Source organism: Pseudomonas lutea, assembly GCF_000759445.1.
In the GTDB taxonomy this organism is placed as follows: domain Bacteria; phylum Pseudomonadota; class Gammaproteobacteria; order Pseudomonadales; family Pseudomonadaceae; genus Aquipseudomonas; species Aquipseudomonas lutea.
Window position 1 is genome coordinate 1,059,981 of record NZ_JRMB01000002.1, and the last position, 24,093, is coordinate 1,084,073.

At 58.8% G+C, this 24,093-nt stretch carries 24 protein-coding genes; 6 read left to right on the top strand and 18 right to left on the bottom strand.

Going from position 1 to position 24,093, the window contains the following annotated elements; translation table 11 throughout:
- Positions 1 to 36: 36 nt before the first annotated feature.
- The 5 genes from fkpB to murJ all read right to left on the bottom strand — a co-directional run bounded on the left by fkpB (position 37) and on the right by murJ (position 6,445).
- A complete protein-coding gene (fkpB, locus tag LT42_RS17025; RefSeq protein WP_152597688.1) occupies positions 37 to 504 on the bottom strand; it encodes an FKBP-type peptidyl-prolyl cis-trans isomerase in 468 nt (155 codons plus the stop codon).
- Positions 497 to 1,009: a signal peptidase II gene (gene lspA, locus LT42_RS17030; RefSeq protein ID WP_037015417.1), complete on the bottom strand. Its 513-nt coding sequence runs from the start codon at positions 1,007 to 1,009 to the stop codon at positions 497 to 499. Before lspA ends, fkpB begins: the two co-directional genes overlap by 8 nt.
- Complete coding sequence (gene ileS, locus LT42_RS17035) at positions 1,002 to 3,833, bottom strand: isoleucine--tRNA ligase (protein ID WP_037015419.1); 2,832 nt, start codon at positions 3,831 to 3,833, stop codon at positions 1,002 to 1,004. The genes lspA and ileS overlap by 8 nt, the downstream gene beginning before the upstream one ends.
- Before the next feature lies 1 nt (position 3,834).
- On the bottom strand, positions 3,835 to 4,782 hold the full coding sequence (gene ribF / locus LT42_RS17040; protein WP_037015422.1) for a bifunctional riboflavin kinase/FAD synthetase: 948 nt from the start codon (positions 4,780 to 4,782) through the stop codon (positions 3,835 to 3,837).
- A gap of 118 nt (positions 4,783 to 4,900) precedes the next feature.
- Positions 4,901 to 6,445 (bottom strand): murein biosynthesis integral membrane protein MurJ, encoded by a 1,545-nt coding sequence (gene murJ / locus LT42_RS17045; protein WP_037017466.1) that lies wholly within the window; start codon positions 6,443 to 6,445, stop codon positions 4,901 to 4,903.
- 250 nt (positions 6,446 to 6,695) lie between these two features.
- On the opposite strand from murJ, the gene rpsT reads away from it, so the two are divergent.
- Positions 6,696 to 6,974 carry a 30S ribosomal protein S20 gene (gene rpsT / locus LT42_RS17050; protein ID WP_037015424.1) on the top strand — a complete coding sequence of 93 codons (279 nt, stop codon included), beginning with the start codon at positions 6,696 to 6,698 and terminating at the stop codon, positions 6,972 to 6,974.
- A 69-nt stretch (positions 6,975 to 7,043) separates the two neighbouring features.
- On the opposite strand, the gene LT42_RS17055 is transcribed toward rpsT, so the two are convergent.
- The 5 genes from LT42_RS17055 to rplU all read right to left on the bottom strand — a co-directional run bounded on the left by LT42_RS17055 (position 7,044) and on the right by rplU (position 10,831).
- Positions 7,044 to 7,514, bottom strand: coding sequence for a CreA family protein (locus LT42_RS17055; protein ID WP_037015427.1), 471 nt, complete (start codon positions 7,512 to 7,514; stop codon positions 7,044 to 7,046).
- 27 nt (positions 7,515 to 7,541) lie between these two features.
- Complete coding sequence (gene proB, locus LT42_RS17060) at positions 7,542 to 8,660, bottom strand: glutamate 5-kinase (protein ID WP_037015428.1); 1,119 nt, start codon at positions 8,658 to 8,660, stop codon at positions 7,542 to 7,544.
- An 85-nt stretch (positions 8,661 to 8,745) separates the two neighbouring features.
- The gene (gene cgtA, locus LT42_RS17065) at positions 8,746 to 9,969 is read right to left on the bottom strand and encodes an Obg family GTPase CgtA (protein ID WP_037015431.1); all 1,224 of its coding nucleotides are present in this window, start codon (positions 9,967 to 9,969) and stop codon (positions 8,746 to 8,748) included.
- A gap of 241 nt (positions 9,970 to 10,210) precedes the next feature.
- Positions 10,211 to 10,483: a 50S ribosomal protein L27 gene (rpmA, locus tag LT42_RS17070; RefSeq protein ID WP_037015434.1), complete on the bottom strand. Its 273-nt coding sequence runs from the start codon at positions 10,481 to 10,483 to the stop codon at positions 10,211 to 10,213.
- Between the two features lie 33 nt (positions 10,484 to 10,516).
- Positions 10,517 to 10,831, bottom strand: a complete 315-nt coding sequence (rplU, locus tag LT42_RS17075; protein ID WP_003176051.1) for a 50S ribosomal protein L21 — start codon at positions 10,829 to 10,831, stop codon at positions 10,517 to 10,519.
- A gap of 239 nt (positions 10,832 to 11,070) precedes the next feature.
- Here rplU and LT42_RS17080 point away from each other — a divergent pair, with 239 nt between their 5' ends.
- Both LT42_RS17080 and LT42_RS17085 read left to right on the top strand, forming a co-directional pair.
- Positions 11,071 to 12,039, top strand: coding sequence for a polyprenyl synthetase family protein (locus LT42_RS17080; RefSeq protein WP_037015437.1), 969 nt, complete (start codon positions 11,071 to 11,073; stop codon positions 12,037 to 12,039).
- Positions 12,040 to 12,203: 164 nt separating this feature from the next.
- Positions 12,204 to 12,446, top strand: coding sequence for a PA4570 family protein (locus LT42_RS17085; protein ID WP_037015439.1), 243 nt, complete (start codon positions 12,204 to 12,206; stop codon positions 12,444 to 12,446).
- Between the two features lie 83 nt (positions 12,447 to 12,529).
- On the opposite strand, the gene LT42_RS17090 is transcribed toward LT42_RS17085, so the two are convergent.
- The 5 genes from LT42_RS17090 to LT42_RS17110 form a co-directional block, all read right to left on the bottom strand.
- Positions 12,530 to 13,147 (bottom strand): BamJ family beta-barrel-assembly machinery protein, encoded by a 618-nt coding sequence (locus tag LT42_RS17090; RefSeq protein ID WP_037015441.1) that lies wholly within the window; start codon positions 13,145 to 13,147, stop codon positions 12,530 to 12,532.
- Positions 13,148 to 13,230: 83 nt separating this feature from the next.
- A complete protein-coding gene (locus LT42_RS17095; RefSeq protein WP_037015444.1) occupies positions 13,231 to 13,536 on the bottom strand; it encodes a DUF6482 family protein in 306 nt (101 codons plus the stop codon).
- Between the two features lie 29 nt (positions 13,537 to 13,565).
- A complete protein-coding gene (locus tag LT42_RS17100; RefSeq protein ID WP_037015447.1) occupies positions 13,566 to 14,054 on the bottom strand; it encodes a TIGR00645 family protein in 489 nt (162 codons plus the stop codon).
- Between the two features lie 169 nt (positions 14,055 to 14,223).
- Positions 14,224 to 14,556 (bottom strand): PA4575 family protein, encoded by a 333-nt coding sequence (locus tag LT42_RS17105; protein WP_052075353.1) that lies wholly within the window; start codon positions 14,554 to 14,556, stop codon positions 14,224 to 14,226.
- A gap of 185 nt (positions 14,557 to 14,741) precedes the next feature.
- Positions 14,742 to 17,174, bottom strand: coding sequence for a Lon protease family protein (locus LT42_RS17110; RefSeq protein WP_037015450.1), 2,433 nt, complete (start codon positions 17,172 to 17,174; stop codon positions 14,742 to 14,744).
- A gap of 279 nt (positions 17,175 to 17,453) precedes the next feature.
- Between LT42_RS17110 and LT42_RS17115 the strand changes: the two genes are divergently transcribed.
- The gene (locus LT42_RS17115) at positions 17,454 to 17,942 is read left to right on the top strand and encodes a DUF3015 domain-containing protein (RefSeq protein WP_037015453.1); all 489 of its coding nucleotides are present in this window, start codon (positions 17,454 to 17,456) and stop codon (positions 17,940 to 17,942) included.
- Positions 17,943 to 18,014: 72 nt separating this feature from the next.
- Positions 18,015 to 19,874, top strand: coding sequence for an Lnb N-terminal periplasmic domain-containing protein (locus tag LT42_RS17120; RefSeq protein ID WP_037015455.1), 1,860 nt, complete (start codon positions 18,015 to 18,017; stop codon positions 19,872 to 19,874).
- A 166-nt stretch (positions 19,875 to 20,040) separates the two neighbouring features.
- Here the strand turns inward: LT42_RS17120 and LT42_RS17125 are convergent, their stop codons facing one another.
- Positions 20,041 to 20,238: a heavy-metal-associated domain-containing protein gene (locus tag LT42_RS17125; protein WP_037015457.1), complete on the bottom strand. Its 198-nt coding sequence runs from the start codon at positions 20,236 to 20,238 to the stop codon at positions 20,041 to 20,043.
- 154 nt (positions 20,239 to 20,392) lie between these two features.
- On the opposite strand from LT42_RS17125, the gene LT42_RS17130 reads away from it, so the two are divergent.
- Positions 20,393 to 20,773 (top strand): hypothetical protein, encoded by a 381-nt coding sequence (locus LT42_RS17130; protein ID WP_037015459.1) that lies wholly within the window; start codon positions 20,393 to 20,395, stop codon positions 20,771 to 20,773.
- 43 nt (positions 20,774 to 20,816) lie between these two features.
- On the opposite strand, the gene LT42_RS17135 is transcribed toward LT42_RS17130, so the two are convergent.
- Both LT42_RS17135 and LT42_RS17140 read right to left on the bottom strand, forming a co-directional pair.
- Complete coding sequence (locus LT42_RS17135; RefSeq protein WP_037015461.1) at positions 20,817 to 21,710, bottom strand: PA4780 family RIO1-like protein kinase; 894 nt, start codon at positions 21,708 to 21,710, stop codon at positions 20,817 to 20,819.
- 306 nt (positions 21,711 to 22,016) lie between these two features.
- Positions 22,017 to 24,011, bottom strand: coding sequence for an autotransporter outer membrane beta-barrel domain-containing protein (locus LT42_RS17140; protein ID WP_052075320.1), 1,995 nt, complete (start codon positions 24,009 to 24,011; stop codon positions 22,017 to 22,019).
- Positions 24,012 to 24,093: the final 82 nt, after the last annotated feature.

The following is a 24,093-nucleotide window of genomic DNA, read 5'->3' on the forward strand; positions in this document are numbered from 1 at the left end:
CCCGAACGGTGCCGGGGCCACGGGCTCTGGTGATACTCAGAGCGCCTTGACCTCGAAGATTTCGACTTCGAACGCCAACGTTTTGCCAGCCAGCGGGTGATTGAAATCGACGGTGACCTGATCCTCGTCAATGGCTTTCACCACGCCGGGCAGCTCGGTATTCGCCGCATCGTTGAAAATCACCAGCAGCCCTTCGGACAGCTCCATGTTCTGAAACTGCGAACGCGGCATGATCTGCACGTTCTGCGGGTTCGGCTGACCAAAAGCGTTTTCCGGTGGCACCTGAAGCGTGCGCTTGTCGCCAGCCTTGAACCCGAAAATCAACGCTTCAAAGCCCGGCAGCAGGCTGCCATCACCGACTTTGAAAGTGGCCGGGGCCTTATCGAATGTGCTGTCGACAGTGTCGCCGTTTTCCAGGTGCAGCGCGAAATGCAGCGTGACTTCCGTGTTCTGACCGATGCGGGTTTCCTGAGTAGCGTGTTCGGTCATCGACTGATCAGTCATTGACGGTTTCTCCGGTTTTCTTGCTCTTGAACATGTCCAGAGCCAGCATGATCGCACCCACGGTAATGGCGCTGTCCGCGACATTGAAGGCGGGGAAGCCGTGTTCCTTCCAATGCACGAAGATGAAATCTATGACATGGCCGATGAAGATTCGGTCGTACAGATTGCCCAGGGCTCCGCCGAGAACCAGGGCGAGGGCAATCGCCAGCCAGGTTTCGTCGCGCCCGAGGCGCTTGAGCCAGATCACCAGCACTACGCTGACTACGACGGCAATCAGCGCGAACAACCAGCGCTGCCAGCCGGAGCTGTCGGCCAAAAAGCTGAACGCAGCACCGGTGTTGTACGCCAGCATCCAGCTGAAGTAATCAGGGAGAATGACGATCTGCTCGTACAGCTCCAGGCGGTTTTCGAAGTAGAACTTGCTGGCCTGGTCAATGACCAGCACCAGCACGCTCAACCACAGCCAGCCCAGTCGGCCCATACGCCCAGCCGCTGCATTAGGCATAGTGACGAACCTCGCCCGCGCCGCTGATATTGTCGACGCAACGACCGCAGATCTCCGGATGCTCGGCATTGATGCCTACGTCCTCGCGGTGGTGCCAGCAGCGCGCGCACTTGGCGTGACCGGATTTGACGACCTTGAGCTTCAGGCCGGCCACTTCCGTCACGACGGCATCGGCCGGAGCGCTGACGAACGGTGCAACGCTCGCTGTCGAGGTGATCAATACAAAGCGCAGTTCATTGCCCAATTTGGACAAATCCGCGACCAGCGCGTCTTCGGCGTAAAGCGTGACCTCGGCCTGCAGGTTGCCGCCAATGGCTTTGGCCGCGCGCAGGTTTTCCATTTCCTTGTTCACCGCGACCTTCACCGCCATGACGCGCTCCCAGTAAGCGCGATCCAGCTCGAAGCCTTCCGGCAGCTCGCTCAGCGCTTGATACCAGGTATTGAGCATGACTGACTCGTTGCGCTCACCCGGCAGGTACTGCCACAACTCATCGGCAGTAAACGCCAGGATCGGCGCAATCCAGCGCACCAGCGCCTCGGAGATGTGAAACAGTGCCGTCTGGCAGGAACGACGCGCCTTGCTGTTGGCACCGGTGGTGTACTGGCGATCCTTGATGATGTCCAGATAGAAACCGCCCAGCTCCTGCACGCAGAAGTTGTGCACTTTCGAATAGACGTTCCAGAACCGGTACTCGCCGTAATGCTCTTCCAGCTCACGCTGAAGCAAGAGCGCACGGTCCACCGCCCATCGGTCCAGCGCCAGCATGTCTTCGGCCGGCAGCAAGTCGGTGGCCGGGTTGAAGCCGGTCAGGTTCGAGAGCAGGAAACGCGCCGTGTTGCGGATACGTCGATACGCATCGGCGCTGCGCTGCAGAATAGTGTTGGAGACGGCCATTTCACCGGAGTAATCGGTCGCCGAAACCCACAGGCGCATGATGTCGGCGCCCAGCGTGTCGTTGACCGTTTGCGGCGCGATGACGTTGCCCAGAGACTTGGACATCTTGCGGCCGTTCTCGTCCACGGTAAAACCATGGGTGAGCAGCTCGCGATATGGCGCATGATTATCGATGGCGCAGCCGGTCAGCAACGACGAGTGGAACCATCCACGGTGCTGGTCCGAGCCTTCCAGGTACAGGTCAGCGCGAGGGCCGCTCTCGTGGCCCATCGGGTGAGAGCCACGCAGCACGTGCCAGTGCGTGGTGCCGGAATCGAACCAGACGTCCAGTGTGTCGGATATCTTGTCGTACTGCGGCGCTTCGTCACCGAGCAACTCGGCAGCGTCCATCTTGAACCAGGCTTCGATGCCTTCTTGCTCGACGCGCTGTGCAACTTGCTCCATCAACTCAACGGTACGCGGATGCAGTTCGCCGCTTTCCTTGTTCAGGAAAAACGGGATCGGTACACCCCAGTTGCGTTGACGGGAAATACACCAGTCAGGACGATTGGCAATCATGGAATGCAGGCGCGCCTGGCCCCATGCAGGGACGAACTTTGTTTCTTCGATGGCCTTCACCGCGCGATTGCGCAAGGTGTCGCCCGACGTCGGTTGCTTGTCCATGCCGACGAACCACTGCGCCGTGGCGCGGTAGATCAGAGGGGTCTTATGCCGCCAGCAGTGCATGTAGCTGTGGGTGATGGTTTCGGTGTGCATCAACGCACCGACTTCGGTCAGCTTGTCGATGATCGGCTGGTTGGCCTTGAAGATGAACTGGCCGCCAAAGAACTCCAGCGACGGGCTATACACGCCGTTGCTTTGTACGGGGCTGATGATGTCGTCGTTGGTCAGGCCATAGCTTTTGGAGATGACAAAGTCATCCACGCCATAAGCCGGCGAGCAGTGGACAACGCCAGTGCCAGCACCCAGTTCAACGTATTCGGCCAGGTACACCGGCGACAGACGATCGTAGAACGGATGACGGAAGTTGATCAGTTCAAGCGCTGCACCGGGTGCCGTCGCCAACACCGAACCTTCGAGGTTCCAGCGCTTGAGGCAGGACTCAACCAACTCTTCGGCCAGCACCAGCAGACGCTCGCCGGTATCGACCAATGCATAGGTGAATTCAGGGTGAACGTTGAGGGCCTGGTTCGCCGGGATGGTCCACGGGGTGGTGGTCCAGATCACGACGGCAGCGGGCTTGCTCAGGTTGGCCAGGCCGAAGGCCGCGGCCAGTTTGTCGGCATCGGCAATCGGGAAAGCCACGTCGATGGTGGACGATTTCTTGTCCTGATATTCGACTTCCGCCTCAGCCAACGCTGAACCGCAATCGAAACACCAGTTGACCGGTTTCAGGCCCTTGAACACGAAGCCGTTCTTGACCATTTCAGCGAGCGCGCGGATTTCCCCGGCCTCGTTGGAGAAGTCCATGGTGCGGTAAGGGTTGGCCCAGTCGCCCAGGACGCCCAGACGAATGAATTCGGCCTTCTGGCCTTCGATCTGCTCGGCAGCGTAGGCACGGCACAGCTCGCGGGTCTTGTCCGCAGGCAGATTTTTGCCGTGGGTGACTTCGACCTTGTGCTCGATCGGCAGACCGTGACAGTCCCATCCCGGAACGTAAGGCGCATCGAAGCCCGCCAGGGTCTTCGAGCGGACGATCATGTCCTTGAGAATCTTGTTAACCGCATGACCGATGTGAATATTGCCGTTGGCGTACGGAGGACCGTCGTGCAGCACGAACTTGGGACGATCCTTGCCAATTTCGCGCAGCTTCTGGTACAGGCCAATGCTGTCCCAGCGCTGCAGAGTTTGCGGCTCGCGCTGGGGCAGGCCGGCCTTCATCGGGAAGGCGGTGTCCGGAAGATTAAGCGTGGCTTTGTAGTCGGTCATTTCAGGCTCTAAAGTTTAGCGGTTGGTCGTGCCAGTGGGCACGAGCGGCAGCGACATCCGCATCGATCGCCGTCTTGAGCGCCTCAAGTGAGGCGAAGCGCTGCTCATCACGCAGCTTCTGGTGGAATACCACCGTCAAACGCCGGCCATAGATATCGCCGGTAAAATCCAGAAGGTGAATCTCCAGGTGGGGACGTCCATCGCCCGCCACGCTTGGCCGCACGCCAATATTGGCGACGCCCGGCCAGACCTTGCCGTCTATTTGCGCGCTGACCAGATACACACCGGTCAACGGCACGCGACGACGCTTCAACTGCACGTTGGCGGTAGGCGTACCCAACTGGCGCGCCAGTTTCTGGCCATGAAGGACCCTGCCGGAAATCTCGAACGGGCGCCCCAGCAAATGGGCAGCGAGGGCAAAGTCTGCGGCAGCCAGCGCATCGCGCACTTTGGTACTGCTGACGCGGACGCCATCGATCTCGACGGTCTGCGCGGCCTCTACGGTAAAACCTTTTTCGGCGCCGACCTTCTGCAGGAAATCAAAATCACCGATTCGGTCGCAACCAAAGCGGAAGTCGTCGCCGACCTCAAGATGCCTCACGCCCAGCCCGTGAATCAGCACGGTGTCTACGAACTCGGATGCACTGAGCTTGCTGAAGCGTTGATTGAAGGCGAGACACAGCACCAGATCAACACCCTCCCCGGCGAGCAAATCGAGTTTGTCACGCAGGCGGGCCAGACGTGCCGGCGCCGCATCAGGGGTGAAAAACTCGCGCGGTTGAGGTTCGAAGATGACCACACAACTGGGCAGGCCCAACTCGACGGCGCGCTCGCGCAGGCGTGCCAGGATAGCCTGATGGCCCCGGTGAACACCGTCGAAGTTGCCAATGGTGGCGACGCAGCCCCGGTGCTGCGGGCGCAGATTGTGAAGGCCTCGAACCAGCTGCATAACGCGCTTCTTGCTCATAAAGTGGCCGATTATAACCACACACCGTCGCCAACGACAGGCGACACATCCGGGCAAACCACAACAATCGACGTTAACCGGCAGAAAACGACGACTGATCCTACAGGATCGCCTTGCGGGCAAAGTGCCTGACCCGGAAGCCCAGCAGCAGCAAAGTGCCGAAATACGCCACCACCCCCGCCAGGACCAACGCCCCCAGGCGCAGGAATCGTTGAAGCATTTCGCCATCGGACCAGGCCGGCATTACATGCATCAGCCCAAGCAGCACGGCGGACATCACCGCCACGGCAAAAATCAGCTTGCCCAAAAACATCGGCCAACCCGGCTGTGGCTGAAACAAATCCTGTTTGCGCAGCTGCCAGAACAACAGCAAGGCGTTCAAACACGCCCCTGCACTGATCGCCAGGGCCAGGCCGGCATGCGCCAGGTGAATACCGTAGACGAACAACACGTTGAACAGCTGAGTAACTATGAGGGTGAAGATCGCGATTTTCACCGGGGTGCGAATATTTTGTTGTGCATAAAACCCTGGCGCGAGCACTTTGATAACGATGATTCCCAGCAGCCCTACCGAATAAGCGACCAGCGCACGCTGGGTCATTGCCGCGTCTTCGCCGTCGAACTTGCCGTACTGGAACAGCGAAACCGTCAGCGGTTCGGCCAGCAACCCCAGCGCCAGGGTGCAGGGCAACACCAGCAGAAAACACAGGCGCAGCCCCCAATCGAGAATCCGCGAGTATTCATGGCGATCCCGGCTGGCATAGGTCTTCGAAAGGATAGGCAGAAGGATCGTGCCCAATGCCACACCGAGCACGCCGGACGGCAACTCCATAAGCCGGTCGGCGTAGTACATCCAGGACACCGAACCGGCGACCAGGAAGGACGCGAATATCGTGTTGATGATCAGGGAAATCTGACTGACGGAAACCCCGAGCATCGCCGGCAACATCTGCTTCATCACGCGCCACACGCCTGTATCGCGAAGGTTGAGGCGCGGCAGCACCAGCATGCCGATCTTCTTCAGGTGCGGAAGCTGATAAAGAAGTTGCAGCAGCCCGCCTGCCAGCACAGCCCACCCTAGCGCCATGACAGGCGGATGGAAGTACGGTGTCAGGAACAGCGCGAAGAAGATCATCGCCAGGTTAAGCAGCGTCGGCACGAACGCCGGGACGGAGAAACGGTTCCAGGTGTTAAGGATCGCGCCTGCCAGCGACGACAGCGAGATCAGCAATATATAAGGAAAGGTCACCCGCAACAGGTCGGAGGTGAGTTGGAATTTTTCGGGTGTATCGGCAAACCCCGGCGCAGTGGCCCAGATGACCCAAGGCGCAAAGATGATACCCAGCACGGTGACGATCGCCAGGGCCAGGGTCAGCAAGCCGGTGACATAAGCGACAAAGGTGCGTGTCGCTTCTTCACCCTGCTGGCTTTTGTATTCCGCCAGAATCGGTACAAACGCCTGGGAGAAGGCGCCTTCGGCAAAAATGCGGCGCAACAGATTGGGCAACTTGAACGCGATGAAAAAGGCGTCGGTGGCCATTCCGGCACCAAAAGCGCGTGCAATGATGGTATCGCGGACAAAGCCCAGCACCCGCGAAAGCATCGTAATAGAGCTGACGGCGGCGAGCGATTTGAGTAGGTTCATCGAAAGGTTGTACGCCTGACCAAAGGAAGCGCCAAAGCGCGTTCCATATATGCGATACTCCGCGCCGCAAAACAGCTCAGAGCCAAAGCCCGCGAGTTTACAGGTCGCACGCAGGAAAGAAATCACCTCGGCACCACACTGCGACCACTCAGCGGAACGCATCAACCGCCCTTGACAAGCATCAAACTCATCGGCATGATTCGCGGCCTATTTTGTTAGCTATTTCCCAAGTCTTTCGAGGAGCTCGACGGTGGCCAACACACCTTCCGCCAAAAAACGTGCAAAACAGGCTGAGAAGCGTCGCAGCCACAACGCCAGCATGCGTTCCATGGTTCGTACCTACATCAAGAATGTAGTTAAAGCCATCGACGCTAAAGACGCTGAAAAAGCGCAAGCTGCTTATGTTCTGGCTGTGCCAGTTATCGACCGTATGGCCGATAAAGGCATCATCCACAAGAACAAAGCTGCTCGCCATAAAGGTCGCCTGAATGGCCACATCAAGGCTCTGAACCTTGCTGCTGCAGCCTAAGCGATCAGCTTGTTAAAAAACCGACCTCAGGGTCGGTTTTTTATTGCCTTCGATTTTGATGCGTCAGCATCAAGGCGCAGGAGCAGGCGCCCACGGCAGAATCGGGATTGCGGTTACAGCGTTCTGCGGACTGCCCTCGATCACCTTGTCGCTATAGACGAGGTACACCAGCGTGTTGCGCTTCTTGTCGAGGAATCGCACGACCTGCATGGTCTTGAACACCAGCGAGGTCCGCTCCTTGAACACCTCGTCGCCGTCCTTCAATTGCTCCTTGAAGTGAATGGGACCCACCTGGCGGCAAGCGATCGACGCTTCAGCACGATCCTCAGCCAGACCCAGACCACCTTTGACCCCACCTGTCTTCGCACGGGACAAATAGCAGGTCACGCCATCGACCTTGGGGTCGTCGAATGCCTCGACCACAATCCGGTCGTTCGGCCCCACCATTTTGAACACGGTGGACACCTGGCCGATTTCTTCAGCCGACGCCAGCAACGGCAACATCAACAACGCGCCCACCAGCCCTTTTATGACTCGCATGTATGCTTCCTTTTCTAATGATGGACTTCAGACCAGAATCAGGTTGTCGCGGTGCACCAGCTCTGGCTCAGCCATATAACCCAAGGCCTTGACGATAGCGTCCGAGGGCAGGCCAATGATCTTCTGCGCTTCGAGCGCACTGTAATTGCTAAGACCCCGGGCAATCTCGCGGCCATCGGCGGCCACGCAAACCACCATCTCCCCACGACGAAAACTGCCCTGCACAAGCTTTACGCCAACCGGCAGCAGACTCTTGTGGCTTTGGGTCAGTGCAGTCACCGCGCCTTCGTCCAGCACCAGCGTGCCGCGCGTTTGCAGGTGCCCGGCAAGCCATTGCTTGCGGGCAGCAAGCATCTCGCGCTCGGGGGACAGCAAAGTACCCAAGCGCTCCCCTGCCTTGAGACGAGCCAGTACGCGCTCGATACGCCCCCCAACAATCACCGTGTGCGCACCGGACCGTGCAGCCAGACGAGCCGCACGCAATTTGGTCTGCATGCCGCCACGCCCCAGCGCACCGCCAGTACCACCAGCAACCGCATCAAGCGCAGGGTCGTCGGCCCGGGCCTCGTAGATAAGCTGCGCCTCGGGGTTGTTGCGAGGGTCGGCATCGAACATGCCATCCCGATCGGTCAGGATGACCAGCAGGTCGGCCTCAACCAGGTTGGCGACCAGCGCAGCCAACGTGTCGTTGTCACCAAAACGGATCTCGTCGGTGACAACCGTGTCGTTTTCATTGATGACAGGCACTACGCCCAACTCAACCAGCGTGCGCAGCGTGCTGCGTGCGTTCAGGTAGCGCTTGCGATCGGAAAGGTCGTCGTGGGTCAGCAGAATCTGCGCGGTGTGGCGCTGATGCTCGGCGAAACTGGATTCCCAGGCCTGCACCAAACCCATCTGGCCTATCGCCGCAGCCGCCTGGAGCTCGTGCATCGCACTCGGTCGTACAGTCCAGCCCAGGCGGCTCATACCGGCCGCTACCGCGCCGGACGACACCAGGACCAGTTCGACACCCGCCTCATGCAGGGCCACCATCTGCTCGACCCAAACGCCCATCGCGTTGCGATCAAGACCTTTGCCGTCCGCTGTCAGCAGCGCACTTCCGATCTTTACCACCCAACGCTGGGCACCTGTCACCTTGCTCCGCATGATCTTTCAACCTTAAGCCAGAGAGTCCGAATTCTAGAGACTAAAACGCCGCTTCAAGAGCGGCGCTGTAGTTTACTGCAGTCGATCAGTCGCGGACGTAAATGATTTCCGGACCATCTTCATCGTCGACGTCTTCTTCATCCCAATCGTCATCGCCGATGTCATGCACGCTCTTCACGCCGCTACGGCGCAAGGCACGCTGATCATCCAGCGCCTGCAACTGGGCGCGAGCCTCGTCTTCGATGCGCTGATCCAGCTCGGCGAGCTCGGCAGCGTATGCCGGATCGTTGGCCAGACGGTCAGCACGATCTTCGAGATAACGCATGATGTCGTGGGTCAGACGGTCAGTGCCCTCTTTGGCGATGGCCGAGATGACGTACACAGGACCGGTCCACTCCAGACGATCGATGATCTCCTGCTTGCGGGCTTCGTGCTCTTCTTCAAGGATCTGGTCGCACTTGTTGAGCACCAGCCAGCGGTCACGGTCTGCAAGCGCAGGGCTGAACTTGACCAGCTCATTGACGATGACTTCGGCGGCATCCGGCGCACTGCTTTCATCCAGCGGTGCCATGTCGACGAGGTGCAGCAACAGACGCGTGCGCGCAAGGTGCTTGAGGAAACGAATACCCAGGCCGGCGCCATGGGAGGCACCTTCGATCAGGCCGGGAATGTCGGCAACCACGAAGCTTTTCCAGCGATCGACACTGACGACACCCAGGTTCGGCACCAGGGTGGTGAACGGATAATCAGCAACCTTCGGCTTGGCCGCAGAGACAGACCGAATGAACGTGCTCTTGCCAGCGTTAGGCAACCCGAGCAGACCGACATCAGCCAGCACTTTCAGCTCCAGCTTCAGATCGCGTTGCTCGCCCGGCTTGCCGGGCGTGGTCTGACGTGGCGCGCGGTTGGTACTGGACTTGAAACGCGTGTTACCCAGACCGTGCCACCCGCCATGCGCTACCAGCAGACGCTGGCCGGCCTTGGTCAGGTCGCCTATCACTTCCTGAGTACCGGCGTCGATTACAGTGGTGCCGACCGGCACGCGCAGCACGAGCTCCTCACCCTTGCGGCCGGTGCAGTCGGTGCTGCCGCCATTCGAACCGCGCTCAGCATCGAAATGGCGGGTATAGCGATAGTCGACCAGGGTGTTGAGGTTTTCGTCAGCGATCATGTAGATCGAGCCGCCGTCACCACCATCACCACCGTTCGGACCACCGTTCTCGATGAATTTCTCGCGACGGAAGCTCATGCAACCGTTCCCGCCGTCACCGGCCTTTACTCGAATGGATACTTCATCAACAAATTTCATAGCGCACGCCTCCCGTCGCAAAGACGAGCAAAACAACATAAATTCATAAGGCTCTTGCAAAGATGAGCGTTGCGATACCGATCAAAAACCAGCGACTACACACCACAACGGCCCACACAAACAGCTTTGCAAGAGACTCACCAGAAACAGGACCTTTTACAAACGAAAAAGCCCTGTCATCGACAGGGCTTTTCAGCTCAGGGTTGTGAGGGCCAGGCCCTCACACGCCCTGAACGCAAGATTATGCCGCGACTTCAGTCTTTGGCACGATGCTTACGTAGCGACGACCGAAGGCGCCTTTAACCTGGAACTTGATCACGCCTTCGACTTTAGCGAACAGGGTGTGATCCTTGCCCATACCAACGCCGTAACCAGCGTGGAACTGGGTGCCGCGCTGACGCACGATGATGTTGCCCGGAACGATAACCTGGCCGCCATACATCTTCACGCCAAGGCGTTTGGCTTCTGAGTCGCGACCGTTACGGGTACTACCACCAGCTTTTTTGTGTGCCATGAGTCAATTCTCCTAGTGAGGATTAGGCTGAAATTAAGCCTGAATACCGGTGATTTTGATCTCGGTGTACCACTGGCGGTGGCCCATACGCTTCATGTGGTGCTTACGACGACGGAACTTGATGATGCGGACTTTATCGTGACGACCTTGGGAGATCACTTCAGCCACAACGGTAGCGCCGGCAACAACTGGAGCGCCGATGTTCACGTCGTCGCCATTGGCAACCAACAGAACGCGATCAAAGGTAACGGATTCGCCGGTAGCGATTTCCAGTTTTTCAATCTTCAGGTATTCACCTGGGGCGACTTTGTACTGCTTGCCGCCAGTAACGATTACTGCATAAGACATGGTGTATCTCCGATAATCCTGCTCACCCAGCTCTTTATAGGAAGAGGTATTGGCTGGCATGGCTGCACAAGGCTGGAAGGCCGACATGCAATTGCGTAAGGCAGGTGCTGCCCAGGAAGTTAGGGTGCGCGATTGTACGCAAGCGATCAACGCCTTGCAAGCTGCGTTATGTCACGCCTTGACAGGGTCGGGCCTGCAACCTAGCATGCCGCGCAACCCTTCTGGAGCACGTCTCGCTGATGCAACCCCAAGCCTTCTACACCGCTGTGGCCGACGACTTTACAGCCGTCGACCACATTATCAAGAAGCAGCTGACATCGCGCGTGCCGCTGGTCTCCAAAATCGGCGACTACATCACTTCTGCCGGCGGTAAACGTCTGCGTCCACTGCTCGTTCTGCTGTGTGGCAAAGCGCTGGGCTCTGGCGGTGACGATCTGCGCCTGTTGGCAGCCACCATCGAATTCCTGCACACCGCGACTCTGCTGCACGACGACGTGGTCGACATGTCCGGCATGCGCCGTGGCCGCTCTACCGCCAACGCCATGTGGGGCAACGCGCCCAGCGTACTGGTAGGGGATTTCCTGTACTCGCGCTCGTTCGAGATGATGGTTGAGCTGGGCTCGATGCCGGTGATGCAGATCCTTTCCAAGGCCACCCGCGTCATTGCAGAAGGCGAAGTGCTGCAGCTGTCCAAGGTGCGCGATGCCAGCACCACCGAAGAAACCTACATGGAGGTCATCCGCGGCAAGACCGCCATGCTCTTCGAAGCGTCGACGCACAGCGCTGCCGCCCTGGCCAATGCAGGGCCCGAGCAAAGTGAAGCGCTGCGCACCTTCGGTGATCACCTCGGTGTGGCCTTCCAGCTGGTTGACGACCTCTTGGACTATCGCGGCGATGCAGAGACGCTCGGCAAGAATGTCGGTGACGACCTCGCCGAGGGCAAGCCTACTCTCCCGCTGATCTACACCATGCGCGAAGGCACACCTGAGCAGGCTGCACTGGTTCGTCAGGCCATCCAGAAAGGCGGCCTGGAAGATCTCGAAAGCATCCGCGATGCCGTTGAAAAGTCAGGTTCGCTGGAATACACCGCGCAACTGGCACGCGACTACATTGCTCGCGCCATTGCCTGCCTGGATGTCCTCCCGCCCAGCGTTTATCGCGACGCACTGGTGGAGCTCAGCGAGTTCGCGGTGGCGCGCACACACTGACACCGCGCTGCTCGAAGACAGCCCGTCCATGTGACGGGCTTTTTATTGCACGCGATTCAGCACGCACATCCACTGCCGGGAAGAAGATGCGAACTAATCTCAAATAGATCCTTGCTATTCTACAGATAGGAATTATTCTCATCGAACCACTGAAGGAGAATCACATGACCTATCTGATCGATGCCTGGCTTGACCGGCCGCAACCCTACCTGCGCATCCTGCACCGCGAGACAGGCGAAGTATGTGCAGTGCTTGAGGAGGACGCGCTCGACGAGTTGCGTGATCAAGGGGATCTGGATGTCAGCAGCCTGAGCTCGAGCGAACCCTGCGTGCAGAAGGAGATGGTGCGCAGTCTGTTTCTGTTCTGCTACGCGCGGGCGTTGCGCCCCGCCAGCGAACTGCATTGATGAGAACAGCTAAAACGACAATGCCGAGCCAGCGCAGGGCTGACTCGGCATCTGTTGATGCGTGAAGCGATACCTACAAAGCCTTACAGAACGTCGAGCAGTTCGACGTCAAAAACCAGAACGCTGTGTGGCGGGATGCTGCCAACGCCCTGAGCGCCGTATGCCAGTTCGCTAGGCACATAAAGACGCCACTTGCTGCCAGCCTTCATCAACTGCAGTGCTTCAGTCCAGCCAGGGATAACGCCGCCGACCGGAAATTCAGCCGGCTCACCGCGATCATAAGAGCTGTCGAACACTGTGCCGTCGATCAGCATGCCGTGGTAGTGCGTGCGCACGTTGCTTTCGCGGGTGGGCTGTGCGCCTTCACCGGTGGTGATGACCTCGTACTGCAGGCCGGACGCCAGCGTGGTTACGCCTTCGCGCTTGGCGTTTTCAGTCAGGTATTCCTTGCCGGCGCCCGCTGCGGCTTCGGCCTTCGCAGCCGCTTCGGCTTGCATGATTTCACGGATGACTTTGAAGCTTGCGCCCATTTCTTCCTGACCAACGCGGCTTGGCTTGCCGTCGAAGGCGTCAGTCAGGCCAGCCAGAATAGCGTTCAGGTCTACACCCGGCGGCGGATTGTCTCGCAGCTGGTCGCCCAATTGACGGCCAATACCGTAGCTGACACGGGTTTCGTCGGTGGACAAATTGACTTCGGACATGAAACGGCTCCGCTGAAGAGCGCCCTTGGGCGCCCACATTTAAAGGCCGGGCAGACTAGCACAAAGCGTATTAACCGTAACCACTACCAGGCCGAGCGAAAAGCCAGGGGTATTTTGACGTCCTGATTCAGGTCGTCCTGCACACCGCACATTTCGTCGTGAACAACCGCGTGGACCAGATTGAACGGCATCGGCGTCACCGGCTGCAGCAATTCGCGCGCATGTTCGACCGAGCGCAGGTGCAAAGCCTTGCCCTGAGCGTCGACCACGCGATGCACTGCGCCCTGCATCCTGGCTTCCAGCAAGTAAATGCCACCCTCTATGGAAATCAGATTGAGCTCGTCAACACCCCCGCTGCTGGCGTGGAAGGTGAGTTCTTGCAGATTCATGGCAAATCCTCGCGAGGGCAGACAGTCGGTCAGTGCTTGGTCAGCTTGTCCAGATACCCCATCGCGAAAGCTGAGACGACGAAGGTCATGTGGATGATCACGTACCACATCAAATACTGGGGCTCGATGTTCTTGGCGTCCATGAACACCCGCAACAGGTGAATGGACGAGATCGCGACGATGGAGGCAGCGACCTTCATCTTCAGCGATGAGGAGTCCATCTTGCCCAGCCAGTTAAGCTTTTCCTTGTCCTCGTCGATGTCCAGCTGCGACACGAAGTTCTCGTAGCCGGAGATCATCACCATGACCAACAGCCCACCGACCAGCGCCATGTCGATCAACGACAGCAGCACCAGGATCAGGTCCGACTCAGCCAGTGAAAACACATTGGGGATGACGTGGAAAATTTCCTGGAAAAACTTCAGCGCCAGCGCCAGAAGCCCCAGAGACAAACCGAAGTAGATCGGCGCCAGCAACCAGCGCGAAGCGTACATGGCATTTTCGATAAAACGTTCCATTTAAACTCACAGATAACTGAAAGCTCGCGAGTATAGGGCGCAGGCCGATTAGCACAACCCACCGGGAAAAGAGTTGAAACAATAACGCTTCAGCAGGTCTGTGAAATGCTCGACGAATGCGCACCTGCGCCCTGCAGAAAGCCGTGCGGCAATCGTCGACAGGCATGTATCAGTTGGCAGGCGAGGTTCGCTGATTCAGGGCGGCGTCGCTGTTGACTCTTCGCAACTCCCCCTGAAGATGGACACTCCAGATAGGGATCTCTTCGGCGGTCTGATAACCATGGAGCACAAGGCTCTCGGCAATGGCATCCAGTACCGATTCGGCAGCTATCGGACCGTGAAAGGGCCCTTGCGCCTTGAGCGCGGAAGGTTGTTCGCCGGACATCCCGGCAGCAAACAACAATGTCCACATTCCCTTGTCGCCGGACAGCGGACGTACGACACATTCGATTCGGGTCACAAGACCCAGGCATTGGCGAGTAAGACAGAGGCTGCGCGGCATGGCGAGCTCCTCATTGATTGCAGTATTCATTTCCCGCGTGAAACGAAGGAAACGCGTCAGTCCCTTTGACCACTGCTGCAGCCCGACAATATCGAACAAATACCCTGTTGGAAAAGCGCGAAAATGAAAAGGGCGCCGAATGGTCATTTTGCCATCAAGCGCCCTGTTTCATTGACGTCAAAGGCCTAACTTTTCAGTTCAGGCTGTAATTGTGGCGCCTCTTTTTCGAGTTCTTTGAGGTCCTCGTCGCTCAGCATTTCAGCGATGTCGCGCAAGCGGTCCACCACCCTGCCGTTGACTGAACCGTCGGGGAACTGACCGTCTTCGTCAGCCTCGCCCACCGGCATACCGACCAACAAGCTCAGCGCTTCATCCACCTGACGCACCGCATAGACGTGGAACTGCCCGGCGCGCACGGCTTGCAGCACACGCTCGTCAAGCATCAGCGTCGCGACATTGGCCTGCGGAATAATCGCTCCCTGATCACCGGTAAGCCCGCGGGCTTCGCAGAGCCGGAAGAAACCTTCGATCTTCTCGTTAACGCCGCCAACGGCCTGAACTTCGCCAAACTGGTTGATAGACCCCGTGATGGCAAAACACTGCTTGAGCGGGGTTTTCGACAGCGCGGAAATCAATGTACAGACTTCACCCAGTGAGGCGCTGTCACCATCGACGTAGCCGTAGGACTGCTCCAGCGCGATGCTGGCGGAAATCGCCAGCGGGAATTCCTGAGCGTAACGGCTACCGAGGTAACCCGTGAGAATCATCACCCCTTTGGAGTGAATCGGCTGGCCCAGGTTGACCTCCCGCTCGATGTCGACGATACCGCTGCCTCCCGGGTACACCGTCGCTGAAATACGCGCCGGCACACCGAATGCAGAATCACCGACTTCCAGCACCGTCAACCCGTTGCACTTGCCCACTGCCGCGCCATCCGTGTCGATCAGGATGATGCCCGCAAGCATGTCGTCGAGGATTCGCGCGGATACACGTCCCGTCCGAGTGGCCTTGGCTTTAAGCGCCCGCTCGATGTGCCCTGCGTCCGTGCGCTCGTCACCCGCCACGCTGCGAATGAAGTCCGCTTCGCTCACCAGCTGGAACAAATCGCCAATACGCGCCGACAAGCGACCCTGGTGCTCGGCGAGGCGAGCGCTGTAAGTGGCCAGACGCGCCACAGCGTCAGCGGTCAGAGGTGCCATGCCCTCCTCCGACGTACGAGTTTTGAGCAGCTGAGCGAATTGCTCCAGGCTCTCGTCAACCATCGGAATGTCTTCGTCGAAGTCCACCAGCACCCGGAACATCTCCTGGAAGTCCGGATCGAGGTCCTGCAGCGTGTAATACAACGACCGCGCGCCAATGATGATGACTTTCACCTGCAGCGGGATGGTTTGCGGTGTGAGCGTTACCGTGGCGAGACGGCCCAGTTCGCCCAGCGGCGCTTCCATTTTCAGTTTGCGCGACTGCAGGGAACGCTTGAGAGCGTCCCATACGAACGGCTCGCTGAGCATTTTCTCGGCTTCCAGCACCAGGAAACCGCCGTTGGCGCGGTGAAAGGCCCCGGGACGCAATTGACGGTAAGTGGTGTAGAGCGCGCCCTGATCGGTGCTGTATTCGATACGGCCGAAGAGGTTGTCGTAAGTCGGATGCGGCTCGAAGACCACTGGCGCACCGCCGCTGGCGGAATGGCCGACGACGAGGCTCGGGCAGTATTGCTCCTCCAGCAACTTACGCGCCTGGGCGTCAGTCTTGCTGTCGTCGACCAGTTGCTCAACCACGGTCTTGAGCAAGTTCACCTGCATGGCCTGCAGGTAAGCGCACACGGCGGCATTTTCAGCGTAGCGCTCGGAAAGAGGAGCCAGCAGCGGCTGGAGCGCCAGAATGATGGTCTCCTCGTTCAGCTGACGCATCTGGTTGTTGGACTCGCGCTTCCACTGCGGCAGGCTGGCCAGCTCTTCGTTCAGCCGCTCTTCCAGCGAGGAGATGTCGCTGTGGAAACGCTCACGCTCAGCTTCGGGCAGTTGGGAAAATTCGGCCTCATCCAGCGCCTTGCCTTCGAGCATCGGCGTGAAGGCGATATTGCTGCTGTCACGATACAGCGCGATGTCTTTTTCCAGGGCCAGACGCTCGATGACATCCAGCGCGCGGTCATAGCGCTGATTGAAAGCTCGATCGATGGCGCTTTTCTTTTGCTGGTAGGATGGATGCTCGAAGACCGCAGGAAACGTCGACAGAAGGTTGTCGATCAGTCCGTTGATATCGGCAATGAAGGAACTGGCGCTGCCGGGCGGCAATTCAAGCGCGCGCGGCTCGCGGGCGTCATCAAAATGATTGACGTACACCCAGTCCGAGGGCGTTTGCATGCGCTTGGCTTCGGCCTTGAGGTAACGCTTGACGAAGGAGAAACGGCCAGTGCCGGGCTCACCCATCACGAAGACGTTGTAACCCGGGCGCGGCATGGCAACGCCAAATTGCAAAGCCTCTACGGCGCGTTCCTGGCCAAGCACGCCACGAAAAGGTTCGAGATCGTTGGTTGTCGTGAAGCTGAACTGTTCAGCGGAAAAGGGACGGGTAAGCGCTTCGGGCGCAAGTCGCAGGCTGGCAGCAACAGAATCGGGCATCGGACATCCTTACATCAGGCGGGGCAGATGAACGCATTCTGGCGCTCGCCGCACCGCACTGGCAAGGCAAGAACCTTTTGGAGGCCGTGGCGCATGACGAACTTGCCTACACGGCTGAGACCAATGGATTACACGTAACAATCCGAATAAACCACGGAACGTTCATATCGTGGCTAAACTCCAACTTGCGCGACCGGCAACAATCCAAATAACCGGTTCGCCCTGGCGCCTGAATGGCCAGGAATCCGACCCTTGGTTGAAATAACAGAGACTAAAGCTATGAAACGGATTCTTCTTGGTACTCTCTTTGCCGCTGTGTCCATCAACGCCATGGCTCAAGCGCCTGGCGGTCCGGACTGCGGCTGGGGCAACATGCTGTTTGAAGGTCAACGTGGCACGCCAGCCCACTTCCTCGCTTCCACCACCAACGGTACTTCGGGCAACGCCACTTTCGGCATGACCTCTGGCACCAACGGCTGCTCCACCAACAGCGCGCTGACCTACGGCGGCAAATCCTGGATTGCCATGAACGGCATGATGGATGAGCTTTCCAAGGACATGGCCATGGGCCAAGGCGAAGCACTGACCACTTATGCGGTCGTGCTGGGCGTTGCACCGGAAGACCGTGCGCATTTCGCCGCAGTCACCCACCAGCACTATCAGCAGATCTTCACCAAAGCTGATGCCACTGCAGAAGATGTTCACACCAACACCATCGACGTACTGAAGAACGATCCGACTCTGGCTAAATACGCGACCCAGGCTTAAAGTCGTGCCGCCTGCCTTCCTCCCCGGAAGGCAGGTTCTCTGCCCTGCCCACTTCTGACTAGTTGCCACTCTATGCTCAAACGCCTTGCCTGGCTGGCGCTCTGCGTCTGCGCCCCGCTTTATGCCGCGCCTCACGTCGACAATGATCGTTTGCAGCAATTGGCCCATTCCAGATTCTGGATATCCATCGGTCACTATGAAGCCGGCAAGCTCGGCGGCTGGCGCAGCTATGTCGATGATCCAAAATTTTTCCTGGCCGCCAATGGCGCGCATGATCCCGAAGCCGAGCTCGCCTCGACGCTTGAGGCGATCTACCGCCCGGTTACACAAGGGCAGGAAAACGCCCACCCGCAATGCGTTTACCCCTCCCGCACGCGATTTTTGCGCGACCAATTAAAGCTCACCGATCTGCCTGCGGTTGACTGCAAAGAATTCAACAAGTGGTTTTCCGATGTGGCCCCGGACAGCACGGTGCTGATTTTTCCGGCGGCCTACCTCAACAGCCCGTCGTCCATGTTCGGCCATACGCTGCTGCGCATCGATCAAGCCGACGTCCAGGCCAATAAAACCGCCCTGCTCAGCTATGCGATCAACTTCGGCGCGTACATCGAAGGTTCGGACAACAGCATCCTGTACGCCTGGAAAGGCTTGATGGGCGGCTACCCAGGGCTATTCGCGCTGGTGCCCTACCAGGAAAAACTTTCCGAGTACCGTAGCCTGGAGAACCGCGATCTGTGGGAATACCGCCTCAACCTGACGCCGGAAGAAACCCGGCGCATGGTCGAGCACGTGTGGGAACTCAAACAGATTCGATTCGGGTATTTCTTCTTCGATGAAAACTGTTCATATCGCCTGTTGGAGCTGCTGCAGGTCGCCAGACCTAGCCTGGACCTGACGCCTCAGTTCCGCCTGACAGCGATTCCCACTGACACCGTGCGCGCGGTCAAAGACGCCGGTCTGGTAGAGAAAATCGACTATCGCCCCTCCAGAGAGCGTGAGCTGTTGAGCCGCGCCGAGCCGTTGAATCACGACGAGCAGCAATGGGTTCTCAAGGTCAGCGCCGATCAAAAACAGATGCAGAGCGCTGATTACATCGCGCTGCCAAAGGAACGGCGCGCGCTTATTCAGGATGCGGCCTACAGGCTTGAGCGGTATCGCGCCAATGGCCAGGAGCGCGATCCGACCAGTGCGCAACGTAGCTATGACCTGCTGCGCGCGATCAGTACCAATCCGCCACCTGCGCTGGACATCGAGCGACCGGGTCTTCCCGAAGACGGCCACGAGTCGCGCACCTGGCAGCTGGGTGCGGGCACGCGGGATGACAAGGCGTTCGCCGAATACGGCCTGCGCATGGCGTACCACGATTTGAATGACAACGCGTATGGCTTTCCACTGGGGGCGCAGATCGAAATTCTGCAGCTCAAGCTGCGTCAATACGAGGACAGTCGTTGGCAGGTGCAGCGGCTTGATTTGGCGACGATTCGCTCGCTGACGCCGCGCAACGAACTGTTGCAGCCTTGGTCGTGGCAAGTGGCGGGTGGTCTTGAGCGGGTGCTGGGCAAGCACGGCGACGAGAATCTGGTTAGCCACGTCAATGGTGGCGCAGGTGGCACATGGAAGCTGGGGGACGACGTGCTGGGCTTTGCGCTGGGCACTGTTCGGGTTGAGCACAACAATGACTTCTCAGCGCTGGTTTCGCCGGCGGCGGGCTTCAACACAGGCGTATTGTGGCGCAATGCACTGGGGAACCTCAGCCTGGAGACCAAAGGCGATTACTTCACCAATGGCGAAGTGCGGCGCAACATCAGCCTCAATCAACAATGGGAACTGTCACGTAACCTCGGCCTACGGCTCAGTGCGCAACGGGATTTCAGCCAGCTGACTTCGCCGGTGAACGAAGTGATGCTGGAGTTGAAGTGGTATCACTATTGAGTAGCGCAAGATTGTAGGAGACCCCTTGCCCGCGAACCGCGGTGTGTCATCTCCAGGTTGATACCTGGAACAATGCATTCGCGAGCAAGCTCACTCCCACAGGGATCGTGTTTGCTGCGCGACAGCGCGGCGTCTGGACGACGGTGGATCTCCTACAGGATCTGCGTCAGGCTGGGGTTGCTGTGTAGCCTTCTTGCTCGATCAATCCGGTGACCTGCTCGGCACCCAGCCGGCTTTGCACTCTCACCTCACCCTTCGCCAGATCGACCTGCACCTGCGCTGCAGGGTCCTCCTCCTGGATGGCATTGGTAACGGCTCGAACGCAATGAGCGCACGTCATACCCTGAACGTTGAATACTTGCATGTGCTGACTCCTCTACTCATCGAAAACCGTTGTGGTGTCATCTAAGACCTTCCCGTCGGGGCAAGGTCAAGTTTTCGATGGATCTGCCGGGCTGGCGTTCAGCGGCACTCTGCGCCAGAGTGCGCCTACAACCGTCTTATCAGGAGATTCAGCCATGCGCTGGTCCGCCTTTCGTATCGCAGGTTTCGCCGGCCTGTTGGCCTGCGCATCCTGGGCCCACGCCGACCAGGATTATGGCGTGCTGATCATTTCCCGCGAGCGGCTGGAAGTGTCCACGTCCTGCGAAATCGGCATCTACATGCAAGACCAGCTAGTAGGTCGCCTGTATCAGGAAGAGTCGCGCTCGTTCAACTTGCCTGCAGGCGACCTGTCCGTGCGTTTGCGCGTGCTGCCGGGACAGACGCCGGGTTGCTCGCCGGGCATTGAGGCCCAGAACAACACGCGGCTGCACATCAACGCGGGCGACGTTTTGAAATATCGGATTGCGTCCGGGCCGAACGGGATGTACCTGAAAAAGGCGGACTTAAACTACTAGCGCCCAATAAAAAACCCGGCCGGAGCCGGGTTTCGCTAACCGATCACTGCATCCAGGGCGGAGGCGGTTCTTCGGTTTTGTTCGGCGGAGCATCATCCGCCGCACGCGCGGCCTGACGCCTTGCATCATCCAGTCGCGCCGCTTCGATCTCACGCAGCACACCGCCCACATCGGCATCTTCTTCCGGTTCGTCGAACTCGCCGGTCAATACCGTCGCGGGCGACAAGGTGCCGGCTTCGTAGTAAGACCACATCTCTTTGGCATAGCGAGTCTTCTTGAGCTCCGGCGCAAAACGACCGAAGTACGAGGCCATATTGCCAACGTCGCGCTCCAGCATGCTGAAGGCGTGGTTGTTGCCTGCTGCATCCACGGCCTGGGGCAGGTCGATGATGACCGGCCCGGTGGGCGTCAGCAGCACGTTGAACTCGGAAAGGTCACCGTGCACCAGACCGGTACACAGCATCAAGACGATCTGTTGAATCAGGTAGGCGTGATATTCACGCGCCTGGTCCGGCTCCAGCGTAACGTCGTTCAGACGCGGCGCTGCATCGCCATACTCGTCGCAAATCATCTCCATCAACAGCACGCCTTCGAGGAAGTCGAAGGGCTTGGGCACCCTGACGCCTGCGCCCGCCAGCCGGAACAAGGCGGCCACCTCGGCGTTCTGCCATGCGTCTTCAGTTTCCTTGCGGCCGAACTTCGAACCCTTGGCCATCGCCCGAGCCTGACGGCTGTTACGGACCTTACGGCCTTCCTGATACTCCGCAGCCTGGCGGAAACTCCGTTTGTTTGCCTCCTTGTAAACCTTGGCGCAGCGCAGCTCATTGCCACAGCGCACCACATAAACAGCTGCCTCTTTACCGCTCATGAGCGGGCGCAGCACCTCGTCGACCAGACCGTCTTCGATCAGCGGTTCAATGCGTTTAGGAGTCTTCATCAGCTTTTATTGGGGGTCCTTCGTTGCCAAACACGCGGTTGTCGCTCGTTATACGGCAATCCTTTGCCAGCGAGTAGGGGTACGTGGCATGCAGTCATGATTGGGCTGCCGATGATGCGCCCCCTGAGTCCGAGCAAGCACCTTTCATGCCGGGGCGAGAATGAGCCTTTCGGGAGGGCGTGAATCCTGTGCTGCCGTTGTACCCTCTCGACGAACGGCAGGTTGCAGGACAGGTTGAGCCAAGCGACACGCGGAAAAAGGGGTCTTCGCAGACCCCTTCCATGACCACAATGGGTCGCGTCTTCACTACCAGTTGTAACGAAGCCCTACATTCACGCCCCATGGCTGTTCGATGTTGCGACCGTTCATGTAGTCCAGATCAGCATGCACCTGAAGTACATCGGTCAGTTGCGCAGCAACGCCGGTGCCCACTTCCAGGCGCGAGCCTGACAGATCATTGCTGAAGCGGTTGTCGTTAATGGTCACCCGGTTGGCGGTCACGAACTCTTGAGCGCCTGCGACCTTGACGTAAGGCTGTACGAAACCGCCGCTCTCCAGCGCAAAAGTCCGACCCACCTGCGTGCCGACCTTGCCCAGCAACGAGTTCGCCTGGTTGCTGCTGGCCTGCATGTCGTTGTCCAGGTCGTAGTCCTGACCGCCGACCCACAACCCGGTGACCTGGGCGAAGGGCTCGACGAACCATTGATCGTCCAGCTTGATGTGCTTGCCGGCTTCAACCGACACGCCCACGCCATGATTGACGTAGTCGCCTTTGGATTTCTCGCCGTCGCGCATCATGACGTCAGACGAGTTCTGAAACCGGTTGGCCTTGATCAGCGCATCGACATAAAAGCCATCGTCCGCCAGCCAGGTGCTGTAGGCGCCGACGTAGTAGCTGTTGACCTCGCCACGGGTGCCTTGCTTCAAGTCCAGATCAGATTGGCTGTAGCCGCCGAGCAAGCCGACCAGCCACTGGCCGTTGCTGCTGGGCAACGGCGCATCGGCACCGAAGGTAATGCCTTGCTGATTCTGCTGATACGCAACGCCACCGCCTGCCGACATGTTGTATTTGTTGCCGTAGCCGCGCATCCAGCCACCGCCCTGATCGTTGCCGTTGCGCAACTCGCCCATGCGAGTGCGCAGAGTCGCGGATTCGCCATACCAGACGGTTGGCGCGGCGCTGAACAGCCCGATCACGGCTTGTGAGGACTCGGAGAGCTCTTCGGTCTTCACCAGCGACCAGTCAGTGCCACCTTCGCCCGCGTTCTGCTCGAGCTGATAGGCGTAGGTGCCGAAGTCGACCTTGCCGCCAATCAGAGAATACTGCGCATCGCCGCTGGCGACATGCACAAGGGTATGGGTATCGTTGGCCTGAACCGGATCGACACCGGTGTTTTGTACCAACAGTCGGTGATTACCGGTGGCGGTCCCTGTCACTTCCAGGAAATCACCCTCGCCAGCCGCCAGATCGGTGCCCATGGCAAAAGTGCCCCCGCCTTCCAGATGGCCCAGTGTCAAGCGGTTGAATCCGGGGGTCGTGCCCTGCAGATCGACAGTGCCGCCGTTCAGAGTCAGCGTGTTGACCGACGAATCGCCCTGCATGATCCAGGCAGAGGAATGATCGATAGCAAGGCTGGTAGCGTTAGTCACCTTGCCTGTCAGGCTGGCATTGTTATTGAGCGACAGCCTGGCGGTAGAGCCCTCTTGCACCAGAACATCGCCTTCGAGCTGGCTGGCGCTGACGTTGAATGTGGCGATAGCAGCGTTCTCAACCTCGAGAATCACGCCGTTGCCACCTTTAAGGGTGGAGCCGTTGGCGATGTCGATCCTGGTTTCGACATCTGCAGAATTGCCATGGCTGACCAGAATGGCACTGCCCTTCTCACCCACGACCGCAGAACCCTCGGCCACCACCAGGCTGGCCGCAGAGGACTGCGCCCCTGCTCGGCCCGACATGATTACGACGCCGTTGTTTGCTCCTATGACAGTGCTCCCCGACATCGTGGCGCGACTGCCGCCCAACACCATCCCGACACCACCGGAAATAGGCCCCACCGTGTCGACGCCAGCATTGCCTTTGACGCTTGTGTTCACCAGAGAAACTTCAGCGCCGTCGAATGCGTTGATCCCGCGACCGGTACCGGAAATGACGCTGTTGGTGACAACCGCGCCTGAACCGCCCGTGGTCGCATCGTAGCGATACAGATGAAGTCCGAAGCTGGTTTCCGACGTTGAGGAAGTAATGTTCTGCGCGGTGATGAGTGCGTTGTTGATGACGGCACGGCTTGTCTCCAGTAACACGCCGGCGCTGCCCTGGCTTATTGTTGTGCCACCGTCGATATCAACGGTGGAATTCCAGCGGGCATCAATGTTTCCTGTTTCT